This window comes from Paenibacillus sp. FSL R5-192, from assembly GCF_000517845.1.
GTDB classification, from domain to species: domain Bacteria; phylum Bacillota; class Bacilli; order Paenibacillales; family Paenibacillaceae; genus Paenibacillus; species Paenibacillus amylolyticus.
In genome coordinates, this window is record NZ_ASPR01000002.1 from 281,837 (window position 1) to 304,287 (window position 22,451).

21 protein-coding genes are annotated in these 22,451 nt (G+C 47.1%); 1 reads left to right on the forward strand and 20 read right to left on the reverse strand.

Going from position 1 to position 22,451, the window contains the following annotated elements; translation table 11 throughout:
* Nucleotides 1-842: 842 nt before the first annotated feature.
* The 19 genes from C161_RS01230 to C161_RS01320 all read right to left on the reverse strand — a co-directional run bounded on the left by C161_RS01230 (nt 843) and on the right by C161_RS01320 (nt 19,892).
* Entirely contained in the window at nt 843-2,294 is a 1,452-nt protein-coding gene (locus tag C161_RS01230) for a SulP family inorganic anion transporter (RefSeq protein WP_036667828.1), read from the reverse strand.
* 518 nt (nt 2,295-2,812) lie between these two features.
* Nucleotides 2,813-4,483: an ABC1 kinase family protein gene (locus tag C161_RS01235; protein ID WP_036667829.1), complete on the reverse strand. Its 1,671-nt coding sequence runs from the start codon at nt 4,481-4,483 to the stop codon at nt 2,813-2,815.
* Nucleotides 4,484-4,864, reverse strand: coding sequence for a phasin family protein (locus C161_RS01240; protein ID WP_036612779.1), 381 nt, complete (start codon nt 4,862-4,864; stop codon nt 4,484-4,486).
* A 72-nt stretch (nt 4,865-4,936) separates the two neighbouring features.
* Nucleotides 4,937-5,575: a ThuA domain-containing protein gene (locus tag C161_RS01245; RefSeq protein WP_036667831.1), complete on the reverse strand. Its 639-nt coding sequence runs from the start codon at nt 5,573-5,575 to the stop codon at nt 4,937-4,939.
* A gap of 43 nt (nt 5,576-5,618) precedes the next feature.
* Entirely contained in the window at nt 5,619-6,341 is a 723-nt protein-coding gene (locus C161_RS01250) for an SDR family oxidoreductase (RefSeq protein WP_235193706.1), read from the reverse strand.
* Nucleotides 6,342-6,519: 178 nt separating this feature from the next.
* A complete protein-coding gene (locus tag C161_RS01255; protein WP_036667835.1) occupies nt 6,520-8,019 on the reverse strand; it encodes a cobyrinate a,c-diamide synthase in 1,500 nt (499 codons plus the stop codon).
* A 206-nt stretch (nt 8,020-8,225) separates the two neighbouring features.
* A complete protein-coding gene (locus tag C161_RS01260) occupies nt 8,226-9,056 on the reverse strand; it encodes a uroporphyrinogen-III synthase (RefSeq protein WP_036667837.1) in 831 nt (276 codons plus the stop codon).
* Nucleotides 9,057-9,186: 130 nt separating this feature from the next.
* Nucleotides 9,187-10,389, reverse strand: a complete 1,203-nt coding sequence (locus C161_RS01265) for a GerAB/ArcD/ProY family transporter (protein ID WP_051449523.1) — start codon at nt 10,387-10,389, stop codon at nt 9,187-9,189.
* 56 nt (nt 10,390-10,445) lie between these two features.
* On the reverse strand, nt 10,446-10,667 hold the full coding sequence (locus C161_RS32255) for a hypothetical protein (RefSeq protein WP_036612790.1): 222 nt from the start codon (nt 10,665-10,667) through the stop codon (nt 10,446-10,448).
* Entirely contained in the window at nt 10,660-11,859 is a 1,200-nt protein-coding gene (locus tag C161_RS01275; protein WP_051449524.1) for a Ger(x)C family spore germination protein, read from the reverse strand. The genes C161_RS32255 and C161_RS01275 overlap by 8 nt, the downstream gene beginning before the upstream one ends.
* A 4-nt stretch (nt 11,860-11,863) precedes the next feature.
* Complete coding sequence (locus C161_RS01280) at nt 11,864-13,459, reverse strand: spore germination protein (protein ID WP_051447282.1); 1,596 nt, start codon at nt 13,457-13,459, stop codon at nt 11,864-11,866.
* Nucleotides 13,460-13,633: 174 nt separating this feature from the next.
* The gene (locus C161_RS01285) at nt 13,634-13,969 is read right to left on the reverse strand and encodes a hypothetical protein (RefSeq protein WP_036667838.1); all 336 of its coding nucleotides are present in this window, start codon (nt 13,967-13,969) and stop codon (nt 13,634-13,636) included.
* 44 nt (nt 13,970-14,013) lie between these two features.
* Nucleotides 14,014-14,715, reverse strand: coding sequence for a pirin family protein (locus C161_RS01290; RefSeq protein ID WP_036667840.1), 702 nt, complete (start codon nt 14,713-14,715; stop codon nt 14,014-14,016).
* Between the two features lie 296 nt (nt 14,716-15,011).
* Nucleotides 15,012-15,425: a DoxX family protein gene (locus tag C161_RS01295; RefSeq protein WP_100528505.1), complete on the reverse strand. Its 414-nt coding sequence runs from the start codon at nt 15,423-15,425 to the stop codon at nt 15,012-15,014.
* Nucleotides 15,426-15,475: 50 nt separating this feature from the next.
* Nucleotides 15,476-16,336 (reverse strand): M56 family metallopeptidase, encoded by an 861-nt coding sequence (locus C161_RS01300; protein WP_036667841.1) that lies wholly within the window; start codon nt 16,334-16,336, stop codon nt 15,476-15,478.
* Nucleotide 16,337: 1 nt separating this feature from the next.
* Nucleotides 16,338-16,754: a BlaI/MecI/CopY family transcriptional regulator gene (locus C161_RS01305; RefSeq protein ID WP_017691824.1), complete on the reverse strand. Its 417-nt coding sequence runs from the start codon at nt 16,752-16,754 to the stop codon at nt 16,338-16,340.
* A 208-nt stretch (nt 16,755-16,962) separates the two neighbouring features.
* Nucleotides 16,963-18,426 (reverse strand): catalase, encoded by a 1,464-nt coding sequence (locus C161_RS01310; protein WP_036667842.1) that lies wholly within the window; start codon nt 18,424-18,426, stop codon nt 16,963-16,965.
* A 288-nt stretch (nt 18,427-18,714) separates the two neighbouring features.
* Complete coding sequence (locus tag C161_RS01315; RefSeq protein ID WP_036612804.1) at nt 18,715-19,521, reverse strand: winged helix-turn-helix transcriptional regulator; 807 nt, start codon at nt 19,519-19,521, stop codon at nt 18,715-18,717.
* Complete coding sequence (locus tag C161_RS01320) at nt 19,497-19,892, reverse strand: Fur family transcriptional regulator (RefSeq protein WP_036612807.1); 396 nt, start codon at nt 19,890-19,892, stop codon at nt 19,497-19,499. The genes C161_RS01315 and C161_RS01320 overlap by 25 nt, the downstream gene beginning before the upstream one ends.
* A gap of 272 nt (nt 19,893-20,164) precedes the next feature.
* Between C161_RS01320 and C161_RS01325 the strand changes: the two genes are divergently transcribed.
* Nucleotides 20,165-21,277, forward strand: coding sequence for a GGDEF domain-containing protein (locus C161_RS01325; RefSeq protein WP_036667843.1), 1,113 nt, complete (start codon nt 20,165-20,167; stop codon nt 21,275-21,277).
* A gap of 138 nt (nt 21,278-21,415) precedes the next feature.
* Here C161_RS01325 and C161_RS01330 read toward each other — a convergent pair whose 3' ends face one another.
* Nucleotides 21,416-22,354, reverse strand: a complete 939-nt coding sequence (locus tag C161_RS01330) for an aldo/keto reductase family protein (protein WP_036612812.1) — start codon at nt 22,352-22,354, stop codon at nt 21,416-21,418.
* Nucleotides 22,355-22,451 lie beyond the last annotated feature (97 nt).

Below are 22,451 nucleotides of genomic sequence, written 5' to 3' on the forward strand. Positions count from 1 at the left end.
AACATCCCAAGGTGTTGGCTCGAAGTATGACTCTGATTCTGTGAATTGGTTGAGGATTGAACTGCATGCAAATCCCACGTACCACCAATTCTAACGAATCCAGGACACCCTATTACGCCAATTAAAGCCGTTTGGATTTTCTAACGAACTCCAGTCACTTAATTACTCGGAATACCCGCGAAACGGCATCAGTATGGGTGGAATCAGCAAAATAAGATGTCTGAGATTCGTTAGAATAACGAAAACATGAAATAACTCCATATAAGACGTGCCAGGTTCGTTAGAGTTTACACACACTGAAGAACACAAGCTTGAGCACAATAAGATCAGCTAGAGAAATAACAACATTTACTAGAACCAGAACACCAACTACAAATACTAGAACTAACAACAACCAGCACTACCTATACTTCTACTAGAACTATTACTACAACTGCTACTCCAACTTCTACTACAACTTCTACTTCTATTTCTATTTCTATTTCTACTACAACTACCACTACCACCATTAGAACTACTACTACTTCTTCTTCTTCGTTCTTTTTCTGTTCTCTTCTTCACTGTACACACCACACACTCTAATAAAAACAACGACGCCCTCTCCCCAATTTATTTTAGGAAAAAGTGCGCCGCTGATAGAAAGTATCTTTTTATGTTATCTACTACACAGGGCTGTCGCATGTCTACTCAACACTACTTTAGGACAGTAGCCTTCATAACTTTACTTTATTACTTGTTTAGATCCTTAATTCCAGATTTACTAAACCGTTCATTTTTCACCTTGTCTGCGTAACTACGTTTCGACATTGCACCTTTGGACAACAACCTTCGTTGCAACCAAGTTACGAACCGTGCCCTCCAGCTGTAGCAAACCCACTCCGTTCAAGAATGCGAGTGCTCTCCTCGTTCAACCCGCGCAGGTGCACGGTTTTGCCTAGCTTCGCGTATTTGAACTTCAATTTGCCGATAGCAACAACCGCAGTGTTATCCCAGATATGTGAACCTCCGAAATCAATCGTGATCTCCTTCGGATCGGCCTCTGCATCGAACTCATCCACGAATCGGGATGAAGAGCCAAAGAAGAATGGTCCGTGAACCCGGTATACCTTCTGCCCTTGTTCCTGGCTCGACTGTACGCGAATCTTGGTCTGTTTCCAGCCAAAATGCAGCACACTGAGCACAACGCCGACCATGACCCCGATCGACAGATCGTGAGTATAGACCACAATTGCCACCGTCACAATCATGACAAAGGCTTCCGCCCGCGGCACGCGAGTTATATTTTTGATGGAACTCCAGTCGAATGTTCCGATACACACCATAAACATCACACCGACGAGTGCCCCCATCGGTACCTGTTTCACCACACCGCTAAACAGCAACAACAGGATCGCGAGAAACGCACCCGCAGTAAACGTAGATAATCTTCCACGTCCGCCAGACTTCACATTAATGACCGACTGCCCAATCATCGCACAGCCGCCCATGCCGCCAAACAAACCGTTCACAAAATTCGCGATACCCTGACCACGCACTTCACGGTTCTTGCTGCTCTTGGTCTCGGTCATCTCATCCACGATGGTTGCGGTCAGCAGAGATTCCAGCAAACCAACCAGTGCCATGGTGAATGAATAAGGCAGCAGAATCATCAGCGTGTCCCAAGTCCACGCAATATTGGGCAAGTGGAACATCGGCAGAGTGCTCGTTATATTTCCCATATTGCCTACCGTTCTTACGTCCAGGTGAAACACCACGGTAATAATCGTCATTACGACGATTGCAATCAGTGGAGCTGGAATGCCTTTGAAAAACCGTGGCAAAATATAAACGATCGCCAGCGTGCCCGCTACCATCGCATACATAATCCAGTTCGCTCCCGTGAAGTGGGTTAACTGCGCCATAAAGATGAGTATAGCCAGTGCGTTAACGAATCCGGTCAGTACCGAATGAGGCACAAACGTAATAAACCGTCCAACCTTAAATATGCCCAGTAGAAACTGGATAATGCCCGTCAAAATCGTCGCCGCAAAAAGATATTCCACGCCATAATCCTTGACGAGTCCAACCATCAGTACCGCCATGGCACCGGTTGCCGCCGAGATCATGCCTGGTCTTCCACCAGCAATCGAGATCACAATCGCAATCGTAATCGAAGCGTATAATCCGACCATCGGATCAACACCCGCAATGATGGAGAACGCAATGGCTTCCGGAATTAACGCCAGCGCTACCGTAATGCCTGCCAGCACGTCTCCGCGAATGTTGCCAAACCATTGTTGTTTTAAAGTATTCATATGTTCTTGCCGTTCCTCCTACGTGTATTCCTTATAATGGACAATCCCGCTGAACAGTAACGGAAGCCGTTCACACTAACCATCTACCCAGGACAGCACAAAACAACGGATTCCTCTCCGCGTCATTCACCTATGCTCATCCCTGAGTTGCATCATTATTTACCATCCATATTGCTTTGAAGGGTTAATATGCACTCATGTCTTTTCCGTTCCAGTGTGTACCGCTGGTGTTCCATTACTGCCTCAGTTGTCTTACTCGTGCGACATCAGGAGCTGATCCTGATGCCAATAGGTTTTCCCCTCTCAGAAAAACCGGGTCCGTTAATGTACTGACCTATTATTATAGTCACAGGACCGGATATGTACTAATACAGTTAAGACGAAAAAACAGAACCTTTTCTTCTATTATCTTAATCTTTCTATAATTTACTCACCAATTCTCTATTCACAAAAAATAACCCGCAAAGATCCTTTGGAGAAAGTCTCTTTACGGGTATTCTTGTGATGTAATGCTGTTGCTAGAACCTTCCCGATTTGAATATCGAATAGAGCAGGAAAGCCACCATCAGAATCGCCACCAGGAAACCAATCTCAATGACCGGAATATCCCACAGCATCGTGGACTGATGACTGATCGACGAACCGATAATCAATCCCACCATAATGATACAGAAGGCGAGTAACACGATACTGAAAGACAGCCGATTACTAATCTGGTCCATTCTACGCATGAGTGCATCGAGTTCAGGGACACTGATCTCCAGCCTCAGCTTGCCTTTGCTAATGATGGATGATAACTGCCTTAACTGCCCTGGCAGACCAATGACACTCTCGGCCATATCAGCCGCACTGCGGAACAAGCGATTCTTGATTCTTCCTGCGCTAAAACGTTCCTTGATCAGCTTCCGCCCAAAGGGTTCGGCCATATCTACAATGCTCAATGAAGGATCGAGATGTTCGATTACACCTTCCATCGTCAGCAACGATTTACCAAGCAGTAGAATATCCGCAGGCATGACAACCCGGTGCCTCTGAGCTACGCCGAACAAGTCATTCAATGCCTGACCCACACTGATCTTGGAAAAGGGAATATCGTAATATTTGGTACGCAACTTGTCCAAATCCACATGAAGACCACGCAGGTCCATGTCATCTGGCATCATGCCGAGCTTCTCAATCGCCCGGATCATACTGTCCGTATCTTTGCGCATTAACCCAATAATAAGTGAAGCGAGCTGTTGTTTCATCTCGTCGCTCAGACTGCCCACCATACCGAAGTCTATAAAAGCAAGACGTCCATCCTTCAATACCATCAGATTGCCCGGATGTGGGTCAGCGTGAAAGAAACCCTGAATAAAGATCTGATTCAATAATGAATCCACCAGCCGCTCGGCAATGTTGTTCAGATCATGGCCGCGTCTGACCAGTTCTTCACGATCATTGAGTTTGATACCTTCGATATACTCCATAGTGAGCACACGGGACGAAGTCTGATCCCAGTAAATTGCCGGGATTTTCACCTTGTTGTCCTGTTGGTACTGCTGTGCAATCTTTTCCGTATTTCGGCCTTCGACCGTATAATCCAGCTCGGCCATCAACGCCTGAGCATATTCTTCGACCATTTGCGGAATCTGATATTGCTTCACCCAGTCCCAGCGCTTCTCGGCCATGGCTGTCAGTTCACGCAAGATATCCAGGTCACGCTGCACAATACGCGATATACCGGGACGCTGAATCTTGATGGCTACCGATTCACCGCTTTGAAGTTTGCCCAGATGCACCTGTCCAATGCTGGCCGCAGCTACAGGGGTATCCTCGAACCGGGAAAAGATCTCCTCCAGCGGTGTATCCAATTCCTGTTCCAAAATACCCCGTGCCGTCTCGGAAGAGAACGGCGGGACCTGATCCTGTAACTTCACCAGCTCACGAATGACAGACTCAGGCAACAGATCTGCCCTTGTGCTTGCGAGTTGCCCCAGCTTAACGAAAGCTGGCCCCAGCTCCTGCAGCACAAGCCTAATACGTTCACTCAGCGTTTTGGTGGTGTGTGCTTCACGCGACATCCACCGTCTGGGCAGAGCCAGCAACTGGAACAAACCCAGCTCCTCGACCATATAACCGAAGCCATGACGCACTAGCGCCATGGCAATTTCACGGTATCTGCCGACATGTTTGATTCGCACTGCCATCTACTCGATCTCGTTTCCTTTGAGAGGAGGAGGAACTTCAAGTGGAGCTGGGGATTCATCAGGTTGAAGCTGTGGTGAGTGGCCCAGTTCGGCAAGTTTTTTCTCCAGAACGGCAACGCGCTGTTCCAGACTGGTTACATCACTTTCGGATGCCACACCAGCTTCCTGAAGCACACGCTTGACCTGTTCTTGAATCACTCTCTTGAACTGGCCTTGCTCTTCATCGCCCCGTTCCAGCAGACGTTCAACCAAAGCTTTGGATTCACCGGGCGCAAGTTCCCCGCGCTTGACCAAATCATCCACGGTTTTCTCAATTTTTTCTTTGCTTACGACAGTAAGACCAAGCCCTAACGAGATCGCCTTTTTGAACAAATCGCTCATTTTTGTCATCCTCCTCTTCGTTGATCTCTATATTATACCCCTTATACTCTGCATGCAAAAATGTCAGTCCGATCAGACGTAACGCGCAGCCCATTTGCCTGCTTGCAGAAGTAACTTCCGGTACGTTTCGTGTGCAAAAGACGGCACATGGTGACCCGGCATCAGATAAACAATACGCCCAACACCATATCGATGAGCCCAAACCGCAGGCTTTGGTCCTTCTTCGGATTGATATTCAAGTAATATTTTCGTTTCGGCAAAAGAACCAAATTCGAACTGATAAGGCTCTTCTTCCATTGTGAAATTCGAAATGCCCTCCGTCACGGGATGGCTTTCCGCCGTTACAGTGAATTCAAGCGGTGCATACGCCGGATGATGCAGGAACTTGGCACCGATCATCTGTTTGAGCTCATAACGATTTTGGAGCGAAATGCCGTTATGTATAATGACCAGTCCACCCCCATTACTTACATAGGACAACAAACCTGCTGTCTGCTGTGGAGAGACTTTACCCTTCCAATCGTCCATGTATGAGATACATACATCAAACCCGGTTATATTTTCTTGCAGCAGCATATTCCGATTCTCACTGCACTGCACAGTCATAGTATCATGGAAAATTCGGCTAATCTCCGCATCCACCCCCTGAAGCGGGTGCCAATCCGGATGTGTATAATCGCCAAGTAATAATGCTTTTTTACGATGATCCATTCAATTAATCTCCTTTCTTGTTCACCTCACTGTATAAAACCAACTACCAGGGGAGCTTCTCTCCCTTGTAGTCCACATATGCGGGCTGATCTCCTTTAAACTGTTCATGGCGGTCGATAAGTACTGCGATATGCTGTGCAGATTGCTCGGGCGTGAGATCCGCAGCAACATCCAATTCGCCCCTCATATAACTCTGTACCCAACCGGGATGCACAAGCATCACTTGTCCGCCTTCATCCTTCAGACCATTGTGCACAAGACGGGCCTGCATGTTCAAAGCAGCTTTGGACATACAATAGGCATACCACCCATCCCGACTGCATTGTTCTATACTTCCAGCCTCGGAAGAGATATCAACAATCAGCTTGACCTGTCCTTGAAGAAGGAGGGGTAACAGGGAATGAGTCACACGCAGTGTACCTAAGGTGTTCACATTAAATACTTCAGCCATCTCCGCCATATTCAACGGCCCGCGGATATGATCCGTAATACTTCCTAGTATAGCCGCATTATTGATCAGCATATCCAAATGATTCGTATCCAGCTTCAATGTCTCCGTGAACAGAGCTACCGACAGGTCGTCCGCGATATCCAGTTCGATGGCGCGCAGATGGTCAGGATATCCTTCTGCAAGCATACGAATTCCCTCGGAATCTTCCACGTCCAGACCGGCCGCATACACGAGATACCCTCTCTTCAGCATCTGTGCCGTCAAAGCCAATCCCAATCCCCGGGCAGCTCCCGTTACACATACGGTTCTCATCATGATGTCCCTCCCTCGCATAATGATTCTGTCTTTTATTCATTCCACATATTCATCTGAAAACCTTTAATTCAGAATAGGATCGCCAACTTCACGACCAAAGACTCAGGAGGTAAAAGAAAGATTAGAGCCATTTTGCTTATTGAATTCAGCTATCTATTTGAGCTATAAATAGTTGTTGTTATCCCTGCATATATCGCTCCTGCCGATAGGCTAAACAATGTTCCACCCATCTTCGAGCGGCTGCCGGATAAGAGCCCAGATGAACGTGCGTATACCCCGCCACGATGTTGCCTGCGGCATATCCCTCTTGCTTCAAGCCACGCATCCCCTTGGTCTCATACGCATAAGGAATCGTTTCTTCATCACGATAGGTCATTGTCGAATAATGAAATTCATGACCCCGAAGTACTTCACCCTTTTTCAGCAAAAAGGAATCCCGAACGCTACTTGCTTCACGGTAGCCAAGCGCAGCGCGCTTCTTCTGCATCTGCACCTGTGCGGGGATAATGCCCGCCATGTCGAAAGTAACTCCCTCTCGGTCGGTCAACGTTTCTCCAAGCACCATGTAACCACCACACTCGGCAAATAAAGGCATGTTGGATTGTACTGCCTGTCGAAGTCCTTCCAAGAACCCTTGGTTACCGGCAATCTCTGCTGCAAATTCCTCTGGAAACCCGCCGCCCAAATAGACGCTATCCACATCCGTTGGAATACCTTCGCCAGCAAGAGGACTGAAGTATTGTAATCGGGCCCCGGCTGCTTCGAGCAATTCCAGATTATCGGGATAATAGAAATTAAATGCCGCATCGCGCGCAACGGCAATGACAGGCTGTACCGCATATGATACATGTCGATTATTAACGTGGATCACTGAATTGGAAAGTGAATCGTAACTTTGACCTAATTCAGCATTAGCAGGATCAGCGTGGGCAGTAGCCACAGGACTCACTTCTTCTGCATTCAAAGGCGGGGCGCTTGCCGCCAGAGCCAGAAGAAGATCCAGATCGGTGCCTTCCATCAGCACATCGGCAGCCCGCTGAAATAATGGCTCCAGTTCACCGCGCTCAATGGCAGGTACCAGCCCCAGATGTCTCTCCGGGATGGACATTTCTTCGTCCCGCTTCAGCCAGCCAACCACCGGAATTCCGCACATCTGCTCAATGGCTTTTTGCACAATGGTATAGTGACCCGCACTTCCACAACGGTTGATGATTACTCCGGCAATATTTAATTCAGGCTCCAATTGTTGAAAACCCAGGACAATCGCGGCCGCACTGCGAGCCATGCTGCGTACGTCCACAACCAGAATCACAGGGGTCTGCGTGACCAGAGCAATCTCTGCAGTTGAGCCTGTATTGTTGAGCGGATCTTTGCCATCGTAGAGGCCCATAACGCCCTCGATAATGGAAATATCATGTCCCGCCGATGCCTTCTCGAACGTATCTCTCACATACTCAGGCGATGTCATCCATGCATCCAGATTACGTGACGGTCTGTCCGTGACAGCAGTATGGTATGTCGGATCAATATAGTCCGGGCCGCATTTGAACCCTTGTACACTCAAGCCACGCTGAGCGAGTGCTCTCATTAGCCCCAAAGTTACTGTCGCTTTCCCTGCACCACTTCCGGTCCCTGCAATGATAAGTCGGGGTCTGGCATTACGATCTGAAATGGTCATCGTCATTTCCACCTTTTCGTCAATATAACAAAAGCCTCTGATCGAAGCACTATCAAGGATGTACATTCGTGTTTTAGTTGTAACGTATAAATTCTATAATCTAAACAAAACCGCATCATATAGCGATGCGGTTAAGATTAATGCACACTTTTTATTCATGAAGCGACGCCAAAAGCTTTTTGTCGAACTGATCTAAAAGCAGGCCACTAATCTCTAATCTTGGCCGCACGCCCTGCTGCAAAGTAACGCCCAAGCTCAACGATGAGTGCTCCCATCTTCTCTTCCTCCGGAATGACCAGTGCCTCAATGCCTTCTTCACGCATAGAGTTTGCTGTAACTTTACCTACAGACGCAGGAATTACACCTTGTCTGAAGGCTGCAAGCATCGGCTCAAGCTTGTCCTGGGAAGCCGCATATTGCGTCAGAAATCTAACCTGCGGTCCACTTGTGAACGCAACAGCATCTACCTCGAAATTTAGAATTTCATTTAATAACTGTTCCAGTTCTGCCTCTTCTGGCGGTACATGGCGGTAAGGAAGCACTTGTCTGACGATGGCACCTTGTTCTTCCAACCATGCAACGAGTTTGGGAGCTGTCTCCCCATGAAGCTGCAACATAACCTTTTTCCCTGCGAGATCATGTGGGGTGAATTCTCGGATGAGCCCGTCCGTGCTACCGTCATCATCTCGTACCAGCGGTGTTAACTTGCGCTTTTTGAGCGCATTCACCGTCTTGTATCCCCTTGCCGCAATTGAGGATTCTGATAATACATCCAACAATTGGCCTGCCACTTCCATATCCTCAGCCATTTCAAACAATGCATCCAATCCCATACCCGTCGTTAATACCGCCCAATCTGGCGGGTCTGAGATCCAGGATACCAGCCCATCCCTGATACTCCGATCATCCAGGAATACGGTCCCCTGTGCCGGTCGCACAAGCGGGATTCCACCCATTTTTTCAACCAGTATGGACATTTCTTTCGATTTTCGTGGTCCTGTCAATGCTACACGCACACCTGCCAAATGTTGAGCCATTCATGTTCCCCCCGTTAGTTCAGCCGAATGTTCATCAGTCTGACTACAGTATACAGGGTACTTCTGTGGAGGGAAACTGTACTTTCCCTCTTTTTGCCCGTTCATCTATAAGGATTTTTGATGGAATGCATCAGGAAGGCTGGAGTTCTCCGCCATGAGAATCTTTCCGTCTTTTCTCTCCGTCCTTCTCCGAATCAGCCGATTTTTGTTCCGGCTCATGTTTCTCTTTCTTTGACTGTTCTCCCGCTCTCTGTTGGGTAGATTCTTTTTTATCCTTTTTGCGAGGACGAAGGAAAAGAAACAGCACAATAGGGAACAGCACTTCAAATACAATGGCAACCCATGTCCATTCCCGAGTAAAACGATTGAGCTGAATGGCATTTCGGAAGAACCAGAATGCACAGACAAATCCGACGAGGGCAATCGGGCCTGTCAATACCTTCCCCGATACGTTCGGAATGATTCGCTTCAATCCCCAGCAGACAAAGTACAGGTCAAATGCAATCTTCGTGATCATGGTAGGCAAGGTTGCCGCTGCCAGCGCAAGGTCAAACCGATCCAAGAAATCACTGATTTGCAATTGTCTTGCCAGTTCATAGGAGGGATACACCAACCTTGAAGCGATAGGAACTCCAATGGAGGTAATGGTCTCCACAAGGATTAGCATCATCAGGAGCGCAGAGAGGATAATACCTGACACAACCGATTTATATCGAAAATCACTGCCTTTGATAACAAAAGGTAATGCAATCATCTCTCCGTAAAACGAAAATATGTACCAACTCCCCTTGCCCACTCCCGTAACATCAACGTGAAAATACGGCATCAAATTATCCATATTGATCTGTTGAATGAGCATGAAAGGCACAATCACGGAGTTTAAGAGAAACAATGTCACATACAACTCCGACATACCGATTAAGGAGCCGAGCCCACCTCTGACGATAAAAACTCCCATAACGATCAGTGATAACACAATGATGGAGATGGGCGTGGTCTCTAACAAAGTTATGCTGATATAATCCCCCGTTAACCGGATATCCCTCGCAAACACAAAGAAAAAAAACAAAATGTACATCAATCCTGCGAGCCTTCCCAAAAAGGGGAATCGCCCAGCAAGGGCTTGAAATAGATCCTGATCCGGAAATCTCCGCTGGACCCGACTTAACATCCACATGGATGCAAGCATCACTACGACTACAGGTATATACGAGAGATAAGCGTGTTGTTCCGCATAGTAGATAGCTTGCGCGTGAGGCTGAATTAACGTTCCTGAAATACTGAGCAGCAGCACGAGCAGGATCATCTGACGGTGTGTCACTCTCTGATTCATGATATACCTCCTTTCCCTCTCGCGATCTCGCAAACTTAATGCATCCTGTCCACAACCTAGGGCAGTGGCAGTAAGCGCTGGATAACGTGGCTTATCCATACCGACACAAATAAGGTTTTGCTTAGATTAGTCACATAGAACCAAATGCCTGTAGCCACTGCTATCAAACTATAGGATAGCCAGCGATTAATGGCAGCTGCCTGTTTTAAATGTCTGAAATCCATCAAAATGACCACGATTACCATGGCCAGGAAGGTAAATAAGAGTGGTTTAATCATGTACAACTTCATCCTCTCCGACGCCAATTGGTTTATTGCTCACCCCAACGTTTTCAATAATGACATGAGGAGTAACAGTCACCTCGACTTCAGGGTATATGTCATCCCAGCGATCCTTCATCGTGTCCCACTTGGCCGGCAGATGTTGATGAATGGATCGACCGATTCCAAGAATGTCCGCATGATATTTCCCCTGAACCAACCGGACACCTTCCTCGATATCCAATTTTATTTTCTCGTGAATGGCTTCATTTATCTTCTGAATCTCATTCTCACGTCGGTCACCATAATTGGATTCGTTATCTACGAGAACTCCCTTGGCATATAATTCAATATTCACGGTGACCTTATCAGCCTTGATACTGGGATGTAGTGAAGCGTTGTTCTCGTTTAACTTGATGAACATATCTCCATCTCCGCCAGGAGCTTTAACCATAATCTCCGGCGCATTGGCTTCGCCCATAGCAAGAATGAGCGCATCAGCTGGAGCTTTGTCAATCATGCCAACCAACTTATCTTTCTTGAAGATGGCCAATCCATCCAGCTTGATGTTTGTTTTGGCGTCCTTCCACCCTTTTGGAACATTGGTCACTTTCGAAGCGACCGGCAGGAATGGATCCACACCTTCACTAAGAATGGCATCGATAAACGTTTTAAGTGAACGTGGATTACGCATATTGAGGAAACACAGTTCCCGCACCATCTCGGATGGAAACTTCTCTATAGGTGCATCCGTATCCATGACCTCATATGCTGCACCTTTTGTGACCACTGGCAATGCAGAGAATCGGTTCAGCGGATAACGCGTAAACAGATCAAGCATGGAGGCCACGCCATCCCGGGCAAGCTCCTCACCAATAAGCATCGTACGGCGATGCGCATAATAGATTCTTCGTGAGAGTTCCTTTTGACCTTCAATAGATGTACCATGCAATGATTTGGCTGTATTGGATAACATGAACCAGGATTTATCCCCACTCGTGCCGCCTCCGCCTCCTTCACTACCGGAAGAACCGGATTGTCCCGGCAGAGCAATCTGAAGACTGGATCTGTAATTGTCCCCCTCCTTATCAACAGCAATACCAATCACAAAGGCAACATCGTTAATCTCCTTACGATCCCAGCAACCTGAAATAAAAGTGGTACATAACAACAGCGCTATCACTGCCCGGTACTTATATATGAACTGCATGGGTTCACCACCCTTCCTCAGCTTCAGGGGAACCGTTGATCTTTTCGGTCATCCGTTTCTGATCCCGATGTACCGTAGAAGGACGATTGATCATTTTCCACCATGGCACACGAATGAGAATGTCTTTGGTATCTGTTTTACTGTACGGGCTAAGACCGGAAAGATATGGGACACCGAACGAAGTCATCTGTGTCAGATGCACCGAAATCAGGACCAAACCGATTACAATCCCGTATAGTCCGAGCATACCTGCCAGTAACATGATCGGAAATCGCAGCAGACGCACCGTAATCGCGAAGTTAAATCGCGGAATCGTGAAGGAAGCTATACCTGTCATGGATACGATAATAACCATCGGTGCGGATACAATCCCCGCTTGAACTGCGGCCTGTCCGATCACGAGTGCACCGAGGATACTGACAGCCTGACCCACTGTCTTGGGTAACCTGACCCCCGCTTCCCGGAGAGCTTCGAACGACAGCTCCATAATGAGCGCCTCAACCAAAGCCGGAAAAGGAATGGCTTCCCGGGCACCTGCGATACTTAGAATCAGCGTAGTTGGCAGCATGTCCTGATGAAATGTTGTAATAGAGATATACAAGGCTGGCAGGAACAGAGCGATGGCTACGAATAGGAAGCGAATCCACCGCACCAGATTACTGATGAAGAATCGCTCGTAATAATCCTCGCTGGCTTGCAGCATCTGCCACATCGTGACTGGAGCAATCAGCGAGAATGGGGTTCCATCTACCATAATGGCAAAGCGTCCTTCCAACAGATTGCCTGCAACGGTATCCGGCCGCTCCGAGTAGTGCATCTGAGGAAAAGGGGAATACGGATGATCTTCAATCAATTCCTCGATATAACCCGTCTCCAGGATGCCATCAATATTGATTTTTTCCAGACGTTTCTTAACATCTTGAATCGTTTTTGGATCGGCAATACCTTCCAGGTAGGTCAGCACAATATCTGTCTTGGTGTCTGTTCCAAGGGTCATACTCACCATCTTGAGAGCAGGTGTTTTCAGCTTGAACCGCAATAAGGCCGTATTCACACGGAGCGTTTCGGTAAATCCCTCCCGCGGTCCCCGAATCACGGATTCTGTCTGCGGTTCCTCCACACCACGTCTGACTCCACCTTTGACATTGAACATCCAGGCTTTGTTACTTCCGTCGACCACCAGAAGGGCAGAGGATGCCAGCACCCCTTCTGTCGCAGCAGCCCAGGTATCCACTCGCTTCACCTGTGTTAGCTCAACGGTTGTATCATCCAGTGGAACATCAGGTTCATCTGTTCGCTGCTGCACCAGCCCTCGAATAATCGGTCGCAGCATGTGTTCCTGGATATCAGCCGAATTGACAATACCTTCAATATAGACGAGAAGTCCTTTCACTTCAGGCGTAATCATGACGTTGCGAAAAACCACATCAGAACAATCGGAGAATATCTCCTTTACCGCCTTAATCTGAGTTTCATGTACTGCACTAATTGGCTGCCGAAGAAAAGGCGGGGACGGCAGTCCCAAAGGAATATGTTTTTTTTCTTCTGAAGCTCGTCCCGGTTGTCCGGACTTGTCTTTCCCAGATGTTTTGTCTGCCATATGCCGCCCCTCCGTTCTTGTTTTTATACAAGGTAGCTTGTGCCAGACAGCAGGGAATTATGTGGTCTTTTTTGCAAAATTACGATTAAATTCTCTGAGTTTTCAGACAGCAAAAAGGCCTCTGTATTTAACAGAGACCTCTGGGATGTTCCAAGTTCTATAGTTACTTATAAGTTAATCCGCAAAATAATCTTCAGGCACATAACGAATCTCCGACTTCGCATAGATGCTTAGCGTGTGACTCTCCCTGTCGTATACTACCCGTTCACCATCTACGTAGTACCAGTGTTTCAAAAGGGGCTGATCCTTGCGTTGGACAAATCGAAATACGTTCAGTTCCTGTCTAAGCTCCATAATCTGTTCCACAATCTGCTCGTCCAGACCCGTAACGGTAAATATGAAACCTGTACCCTCCTGTTGGAACCGATAGGACAGCGAATCTGTTTTGCTATTAGCTAACCCTCGCCCGGTCACCGCATGTTTAACCATAAACCATTCCTGTTGCGCCATACGTGTATATCCTCCTTCATCTTGGAGTTCATTTCATCAGCCATCTACGGCAAATCAATAATCATATAGAACGTATCTTCGTTTCCTTGCAGTTCGATTGAATCCCGCTGTTCCACACGAGCCGTGTCGCCTTCGTTCAACAGGTACTCTGCGTCCAATCCCAGCTTGCCTTCGATGGAGAAAATGTACATACGACGGCCCGAATCCTGATTAAAGGTTAACGTTTCGTCTTTGGCTAATCGGCCAAGGTAGATCGTCATATCCTGATGAATGGTCGCAACTCTTGGTCCCCCATCTGGGGATACAATCGGCACGAGTGCTCCTGCCAATGCCGCTGGATCAAATGATGTCGTCTCATAGGAGGGCTCCAACCCTTTTGTCTGTGGCATGAACCAGAGCTGAAGCAAACGTACTTCTTCGGTATCGGATGCATTATGTTCGGTATGAATCATGCCACTGCCTGCTGACATCCGCTGGATACCACCAAAGCCTGTAACGGCTACATTGCCCAGATTATCTTCATGTCGCAACTTGCCGTTCAGTACGATCGATACAATCTCCATATCACTATGCGGGTGAGCTCCAAAACCGCGACCAGGCGCAATCACATCGTCGTTCGCTACCCGCATCGGTCCAAACGCCGTATTCTCCGGGTCTTGGTATTCTCCGAAAGAAAAGCTGTGACTACCACGGAGCCAGCCTCGATCGAAGCTGGAGCGGGCATCGGATGGAATGACGTTAATCATAAAATGCATCCTCCTTATTTTTTCTTAGTAGCATACTTATTCTCATTGTAACAAACCATAGGCATGTCGTCCAAACAAGGTGAAACGGCTGTCGCGTCCTCTAGCGGCTCAGCGTGTTTCATTCCGAAGAAATATAGAGAAGGATGGTGAAATAACATAACTCCCTATATTTCGAAAAAAGTTCTCTACTGATCAGCCCGGTTCGCAAATCAATTCCCGAACCGGCCTGGCCAATAAAGAACCTCGTTACAGGACTCATCCTGCACTTCATTATTTTTTAGCGATCGTTAGTCAATTCAAGCACTCACATTCTGGCGAGCGTTCCCCTGTCTGGAGAACAGATAATCCACGGCCAGGAGGCGGCTTCCTGTGAATAGCAGTGTCAGGGAACCCGCCAGCAGCAGGTAATCTAACTCGGTACCACTCAGGAACGGCTCACCCACTTTGGCTGTAAACAGAACGCCAACCATCACGATGGCAAACAGGGCAGCAAACACACGTGTTCCCAGACCCAGAATCATCGCTGCACCACCTACCAACTCAATGATGGCTACAACGGATGCAAGAAATCCGGGAATACCAATGCTTTCGAAAAAACCTACCGTACCGCTGATTCCACCTTCGAATTTACTCCAGCCGTGCAATACAAAGATCAAACCAATCATAATCCTTGAGAAAAGCAATCCAATCTCTACACTTTTATTATTCATGTTCATCTTCCTTCCTCATTATATTCGACTTCACATTTAGCCCAATTAATCTATCCGATGGACCAAACAAACAAGATAGACAGCAATAGAAAAACAGTAGCCGACATCAGAACAGCATAACGTGGCAACCTCAGCGTTACGTCCTGTTCCGGGTCCAGCAGACGTGAAATTCGGACATTCACCGACGTATCCGCAAATGAGGATTGAACGGTCAGTTCTTTGGCCCCCCAAGGTTCAGGACAAGCACGGAGCAGCTTGAGCAAAGCACTGCCAATGCCTGCCACATTGCCTGTACGCTCGATGGCCTCATTGTCTGCCAGAATTTCTCTCACAATATTGTAATGTTTCGAAGTATGCTTCAATACGGGAATATACGGCATCATGATTGCAAATACCGATAACAGTGTTGTCTTCAGTGGGTCACGGTGCCACAGATGATGAACTTCGTGGTACACAACTGCAGTCTCCTCTTCTGCATCCAGCATCGTCAGAAGTCCCGTGGAAAGTACGATACAAGGTCTCCATAAACCAATTGTAAATGCAACCGGAGAATGCTTGTCCACCACAATGAATCCCGGCTGTCCGAGATGGTGATACTTGGACTCCAGTTCACGAGACAATGCACGCACTTCCATGGAGCGAAGTTTACGTACGGCTGCTCTGGTTTTCATCATACGCACCATTAACAACCAACCTGTTCCCGCAAATGTCAGCAATACCAGTGCCAGCAGGAAATGTCCCACGGATAACCATCCCAGTCGACTCATCCAATGATTGCAGAGCCAGAGCAGGTTAAACGGGATATCCCAGCCAAAAATTTTGTACATCGCGTACATGAACATCTGCATGAACACGAGTAGCGGAATGCCAAACCCGACGGTAAACAAAAGTTTCGAGCGGGTCTTCCACATCTTAATCGCTATCCTTTTTCCATTGTTTGATCTTCTGTTCCAAGCGTTCAATCAGACCCGCATCTGCTTCGTCCAGCGCATCCAGCATATGATTCAATGCCAAAGCTCCGAATTCATCCACCAACTCATGTGACAGTTCCTTGGATTGGTCGTTCATAAACTCCTCCTTGCTCTGTACCGGTTGGTACAAAGATGTTCTGCCCTTTTGTGACTTTCCGAGAAGTCCCTTGTCTACGAGCCGGTTCATCACGGTCATGACTGTATTAAAATTGACGTCTTTGTCTTGTTCAAGTGCGGTCTGCACTTCACGGATGCTGCTGCCAGGACGAGCCCATAAAATGTCCATGATCTTGGCCTCCAGCGGACCAAAAAATCGGTTGAGCCCACGCTCACCCACTTTGAAATTGTGTATTCTCATTTTCTGACACCCCTCACACTACCCATTGTAGTGCCATCAAATGAGAAGTCAACCTCTATGTCAGCTATTTTATGTAAATGATTTGTAAATTTGTTTTCCATTTCAGTAAAAAAGGCCAAAGACCGGGAGTTCCGCACGTTCGCGGTTCTGCCCGGTCTTCAACGAATATTAGTCCGTATGATGTTGTAGAACATGGTCAGAATGTGCTTTATTTTCCATCCTGTGACGGCATATGTGCAGAAATATCCACGCCGAGTCCATGAGCCAAACGTCCGCCAAGCTGCCCATCCGCCCGGAAGAAGTGGCACAGGGCACGCATTTGAATATCAACAGATACCCCCTTAAGGTCATTGATCAGATTATCAAGCAAATGCTGCTGCTCTACAGGAGTAAATGAACGGAAAAGCTCCCCTGACTGCGTATAATCATCCGTCTTCTCGATTTTCTCGCGTGTAACATGCCCTTGCAACGGAACCTGACTGTCCCGGTATGCCGGATCTTCTTGCGGGCTGTTTCCTGAACTGTTGGGTTCATAGTTCACCGGAGATGGGTCCTGATTCACATTCATGAGTCCATCACGCTGATGATTACGAACGGGTGCGTACGGGCAATTCACCGGAATTTGCAAATAGTTCGGTCCAAGCCGGTGACGCTGTGTATCTGGATAGGAGAATAGGCGTCCTTGCAGCAATTTGTCTTCGGAAGGCTCAATTCCGGGTACAAGCGCACTAGGAGAAAAGGCCGCCTGTTCCACTTCAGCAAAGAAGTTTTGTGGATTCCGATTCAGGGTCATGGTCCCTACCGTATGGAACGGCAATACATCTTCAGGCCAAGTTTTGGTTGGGTCGAGTGGATCAAAAGCAAAATCATCCATTTGCTCCGGCTTCAAGAGCTGTACCTGAAGCTTCCACTGCGGGTACTGCCCGTTCTTGATATGTTCATGCAGGTCCCGGGTAGCATGATTAAAGTCTTGCCCCTGTACCTCGGCAGCTTCCTGACGAGAGAAGCCTCGCACGCCTTGTGCAGACTCCCATTTGTATTTCACATAGTGGACCTGTCCCTGTGCATTAATCCATTTGAAAGCATGTACGCTGAAACCATCCATCTCCCGATAACTTGCTGGTGTGCCCAGATCAGAGAACAACCAGGTCATCATATGTGTTGATTCCGGTGAGAGGGTCATAAAGTCCCAATATCGGGCAGGTTCCTGAATGTTTGTATCCGGAGCCGGCTTCAAGGAATGCACCATATCAGGGAACTTCATCGCATCACGAATGAAGAAAACGGGCAGATGATTACCGACAATATCATAGTTGCCTTCCCGTGTGTAAAATTTGACGGAAAATCCACGTGGATCTCGTGCAGTCTCTGGTGATCCCGTACCATGAATAACGGTTGAAAAACGAACCAGCACATCCGTCTCCGTACCTGGATCTTGTAGGAAGTCAGCTGTTGTATACTCCTTCATACTTTGCTCTAGCGTGAATACGCCATGAGCACCTGCTCCTCTTGCATGAACCACCCGTTCTGGAATACGTTCACGGTCAAAGTGGGCTATTTTCTCAATGAGATGGTAGTCTTCAAGCAATGTCGGCCCTCTTCTGCCTGCTGTGCGGGAATTCTGGTTGTCACCTACAGGTGCTCCCTGATTTGTTGTCATACGTTCTGTCATCATGTCGTCCTCCTCTAATGGGTCTCACGGCTGTTATATATCTACTATTAAAATCATGTTCGGCTTCGGTTTAAATATACATTTAGACTTGATCTAACTGTTAAATTGATTCTAACATGTCCCACTCTACTCTTGCATGAGGTTCACATGAGATTAAGATGAGGTTCTTCAACATTCATGAATGAACTATGAACATGTTTTAAGGGAATGATTCTGATCTGCCTCTCTATTAGGTAGTACCCGAAAAAGCATGAAGTGAAAGATAAAATTTGGGCAAAAAAAAGCGGACTAATCCGCCAGGCGGTAGCCCACTCCTCTTACTGTTACAATATATTGCGGCGAAGACGCATTATCGCCCAATTTTTTGCGCAAGCTTTTGATATGAACATCGACCACATTACTTCCACCCGTAAAGTCCGTCTCCCAGATATCGCTGAGCATTTCCTCACGGGAAATGACTGCACCTTTGGCATCAATCAGCTTGAGTAACAGATCATATTCGGTCTTGGTTAGATGAATCCGGTTATTATCGCGCTGTACACTCATCCGTTCACGATCGAGCCACAGATCTTTAAATCCGATACGGTGCCCTTCCTCAGGCAAAAAACCACGGTTGGGCAGAGCAGGGCTGTTGCCAATCATGCGCTGCACTCGGTAAAGTGCTTCCTGCGGGCGTGCAGGCCACACCAGCAATTCCTCCTGAAGCATCGGTCCACTTGCACTGCCAATCATCTTCTCACCAACCAGATACAAACAAGGGGTTGTATGCTCAGCCTCACGATTCAATCGGCTGCTAATGCCGGCAAATGCATCGATAGTTCCAGCAACAGACAGATCATAGATCAACAGATCAAAGACAAGACGCTCATGCAGGTCCGGTTCCCAGCGATGGAAGACCAGTACATCAAAGCAACTATCCGTTAAGGCCTTTACCAGTTCATGAACCTGCCCCGGCATCGGGCTGATCAGAATAACACGCCGTGTAACCGGACAATTGTCCACAAGGGGTGTTGAGTCAGACAAGGCTGGTTTAACCCTTAGGGGTAAACGGCGGCCAGGCAGTTTTATTTTTACTTGATCCGTTTGTTTCTGCATTCCCCGCAGACACCTCCAAAGACCACATGAGCATGATCGATTGCATATCCGGTTTCTTCAGCTACCTGTTTCATCCATTGTGGAGGAACCTCTGTCATCACCTCGTCCACTTTGCCGCACACTTCACACATAATATGCTGATGATCATCCATACGGGCATCGTACCGGCTTGCTGTCTCTCCGAGTTTAAGTTCCCGTATCAATTCTTTGTCCGTCAGATAACGAAGAGAATTATACACCGTACCATAGGCCAGATTATATCCTTGTTCCACGAGTCGATTCATGACATCAGCAGCTGTCGGATGATCCTCTGAATGGCGCACCACATCATATACTGCTTGTCGTTGTATCGTCAGATTTAAAGTTCTCACAACCATTTCTCCTTTATTATTGATCCATTTTATATGAAATCAGACACTGATCTTCTACTTATGATGGTCTTCCCAAAAAGAAGGAATATATTTTGATTTAGATTAAGTATAAATCTTATTGCATATTGAAGTCAATATCACTCTAACATCCTGTATATGCAAATAAAACATCTTTCCCAGCAATCCCCTCATAAATTTGGGATATTATGGTTCGCTACAGCACCACTTTTCAGATAAAATATAGGGATGTGCGTAAAAAGGGGGAATGTCGGTTGTTTAGCACTTTTTTCATTAATATCTGTGTCATGATTACGTTTATGTATGTATCCGGGATCATCGCAAAGTTCTATAGTATCCGATTGCCTTTTCCCTCGTTACGTGTTCAGTTGATCGGCGGCTTATTATTCGGTATATATGGCACAGTACTCATGAACTATTCATTCCCTCTGAACGAAACTACAATTGTAGATCTACGGCATCTGGCCATCGTTACCGCAGCGGTATATATGGGAGGATTGGCTTCGGTCATTACGGGACTCATGATCTCGGTCATTCGTATTCTGATGTTCGGCTTATCATCCTCTGCCATAGATGCAGGTTTTGTCATGACTCTGATCGGACTGTCCGGTGTATACTTCGCCTATGCTCCTTGGTCCAGACTGACCAAAATAATTACAATGAATCTGCTTGGCATGACATTAATCTTTATCATCCTTATGTTGAATACAGACAGCATGAATTCATTAATGAAGATATATCCGTTACAAATGACCATTTCTTTTGCCGGTGGAATATTTATCTATTTCATTGCAGAATTCATTAATAAATCTAATGAAATGTTATTTCTATTGGAAAAAAGAGCTTCTACCGATCATCTTACCAACCTGAGCAATCGACGACAGTTCGAAAAATCACTTCAACTGGAACTTCAGCGTGCGCGGGATTACCAACAGAAGCTTTCCTTGCTTGCCATTGATATTGACCGATTCAAAAAGGTAAATGACACCTATGGTCATTCCGCTGGCGATGCGGTCCTGAAGCAACTTGGACGACTGCTTGTTGAGCATGCACGTTCTGCTGATATCGTGTCACGAAACGGTGGGGAAGAATTCGCCATTCTCTTGCTCGACTGTGGACACCGTCAGGCCGTGGCTACCGCCGAATCTATACGACAGGCTGTAGAGAAATACCATTTTGCTCTGCCTGACGGGCACACGACACGTCTAACCATCTCCATTGGTGTAGCCGTGTACCCCGATCATTGTGATGATCATGACGATGACGATTTCTTCGAACAGGCCGATCGTGCTTTATATGAAGCCAAGAATACAGGGCGTAACCGTGTGTGCGCCTTAACTTTTCGTTCCTTGCCTCTTACGCTTTAAAGTAAGATCTAACCCTTCATTAATCTAACCTTTCAACGCTCCAAAAAAGGGATGTCTCGTTCGCCTATTCAGGCGCACAGGACATCCCTTTCTTTATAGATCATTGCATATCATCTCAGCTTGTTTGCTGACAGGAGATCAAGCAAGGATGCTCTCAATCTCCTCCACAATGGCAGCATCCAGCTTCACGCCAGATGCAGCCGCGTTCTCTTTTACCTGCTCGGGACGACTCGCCCCTACAAGTGCACTGGATACATTGTTCTGGCGCAGAATCCAGGCAAGAGCCAGTTGGCCAACCTTCAGATCCAGCTTGTCCGCCACTTCAATCAGTTGACGAACTTTCCCGATACGATCCACATTGATCTTTCCTTCGTCCCATCCTAGCTTGGCAGCACGGCTATTCTCTGGGATATCGGAAACGGACGTATATTTCCCGGTCAATAGACCTTGAGCAAGCGGGGAGTATACAACTTGTCCGATGCCTTTACGCTCACCGAGCGGAATAATTTCATTTTCGATATAACGGTCAAACATGTTGTACACCGGCTGATTGACCACGATACGATCCAGAAGCAGACGATCTGCTGTACCCAACGCAGCTTCCATCTGAGCCGCTGTCCACTGGCTGACGCCTACATATAACACTTTGCCTTGGCGTACCAGATCATCGAGAGCACGGAGTGTTTCTTCAATTGGTGTTTCGGTATGATAACGATGGCAATAATAGATATCCACATATTCAACGCCTAGGCGCTTCAAGCTGGCTTCACATTGCTCCTTGATATGTTTGCGAGATAACCCCTGGTCATTCGGACCATCACCCATTTTGCCAAATACTTTGGTTGCAAGTACATAAGAGTCACGGGAATATGCTTTGAGCGTCTGCCCAAGCAGTTCTTCTGCTGCGCCCCGTTCGTATACATTGGCAGTATCAAAAAAGTTAATGCCTTCATCAAATGCAGTTTCAATTGATTTCACCGCATTCTCACGTTCCACATACCCTCCGTACGTCAGCCAGCTTCCCAGGCTAATCTCGCTTACTTTCAGTCCGCTTCCACCTAATCTGCGATAATCCATTGATTGCATATCCTCCTCTATTGGTTATAAAGATGAAGTTCACTTTCTATTGTAACGTAACCAGCTCGGAATAAAAGGGCTTTGGCTCAGAAAATGG

Excerpts from the sequence above, each read along its gene's own strand:
- C161_RS01235 (WP_036667829.1), bottom strand. The coding sequence starts at position 4,483 with ATGGCAGTGCGAATCAAACATGTCGGCAGATACCGTGAAATTGCCATG.
- C161_RS01295 (WP_100528505.1), bottom strand. The coding sequence starts at position 15,425 with ATGAATAATAAAAGTGTAGAGATTGGATTGCTTTTCTCAAGGATTATG.
- C161_RS01255 (WP_036667835.1), bottom strand. The coding sequence starts at position 8,019 with ATGACCATTTCAGATCGTAATGCCAGACCCCGACTTATCATTGCAGGG.
- C161_RS01300 (WP_036667841.1), bottom strand. The coding sequence starts at position 16,336 with ATGTGGAAGACCCGCTCGAAACTTTTGTTTACCGTCGGGTTTGGCATT.
- C161_RS01240 (WP_036612779.1), bottom strand. The coding sequence starts at position 4,864 with ATGAGCGATTTGTTCAAAAAGGCGATCTCGTTAGGGCTTGGTCTTACT.
- C161_RS01285 (WP_036667838.1), bottom strand. The coding sequence starts at position 13,969 with ATGGCGCAACAGGAATGGTTTATGGTTAAACATGCGGTGACCGGGCGA.
- C161_RS01305 (WP_017691824.1), bottom strand. The coding sequence starts at position 16,754 with ATGAGAATACACAATTTCAAAGTGGGTGAGCGTGGGCTCAACCGATTT.
- C161_RS01245 (WP_036667831.1), bottom strand. The coding sequence starts at position 5,575 with ATGGATCATCGTAAAAAAGCATTATTACTTGGCGATTATACACATCCG.
- C161_RS01310 (WP_036667842.1), bottom strand. The coding sequence starts at position 18,426 with ATGACAGAACGTATGACAACAAATCAGGGAGCACCTGTAGGTGACAAC.
- C161_RS01275 (WP_051449524.1), bottom strand. The coding sequence starts at position 11,859 with ATGCAGTTCATATATAAGTACCGGGCAGTGATAGCGCTGTTGTTATGT.
- C161_RS01280 (WP_051447282.1), bottom strand. The coding sequence starts at position 13,459 with ATGGCAGACAAAACATCTGGGAAAGACAAGTCCGGACAACCGGGACGA.
- C161_RS01315 (WP_036612804.1), bottom strand. The coding sequence starts at position 19,521 with ATGCAGAAACAAACGGATCAAGTAAAAATAAAACTGCCTGGCCGCCGT.
- C161_RS01265 (WP_051449523.1), bottom strand. The coding sequence starts at position 10,389 with ATGAATCAGAGAGTGACACACCGTCAGATGATCCTGCTCGTGCTGCTG.
- C161_RS01230 (WP_036667828.1), bottom strand. The coding sequence starts at position 2,294 with ATGAATACTTTAAAACAACAATGGTTTGGCAACATTCGCGGAGACGTG.
- C161_RS01290 (WP_036667840.1), bottom strand. The coding sequence starts at position 14,715 with ATGATTAACGTCATTCCATCCGATGCCCGCTCCAGCTTCGATCGAGGC.
- C161_RS01250 (WP_235193706.1), bottom strand. The coding sequence starts at position 6,341 with ATGATGAGAACCGTATGTGTAACGGGAGCTGCCCGGGGATTGGGATTG.
- C161_RS01260 (WP_036667837.1), bottom strand. The coding sequence starts at position 9,056 with ATGGCTCAACATTTGGCAGGTGTGCGTGTAGCATTGACAGGACCACGA.
- C161_RS32255 (WP_036612790.1), bottom strand. The coding sequence starts at position 10,667 with ATGATTAAACCACTCTTATTTACCTTCCTGGCCATGGTAATCGTGGTC.
- C161_RS01330 (WP_036612812.1), bottom strand. The coding sequence starts at position 22,354 with ATGGATTATCGCAGATTAGGTGGAAGCGGACTGAAAGTAAGCGAGATT.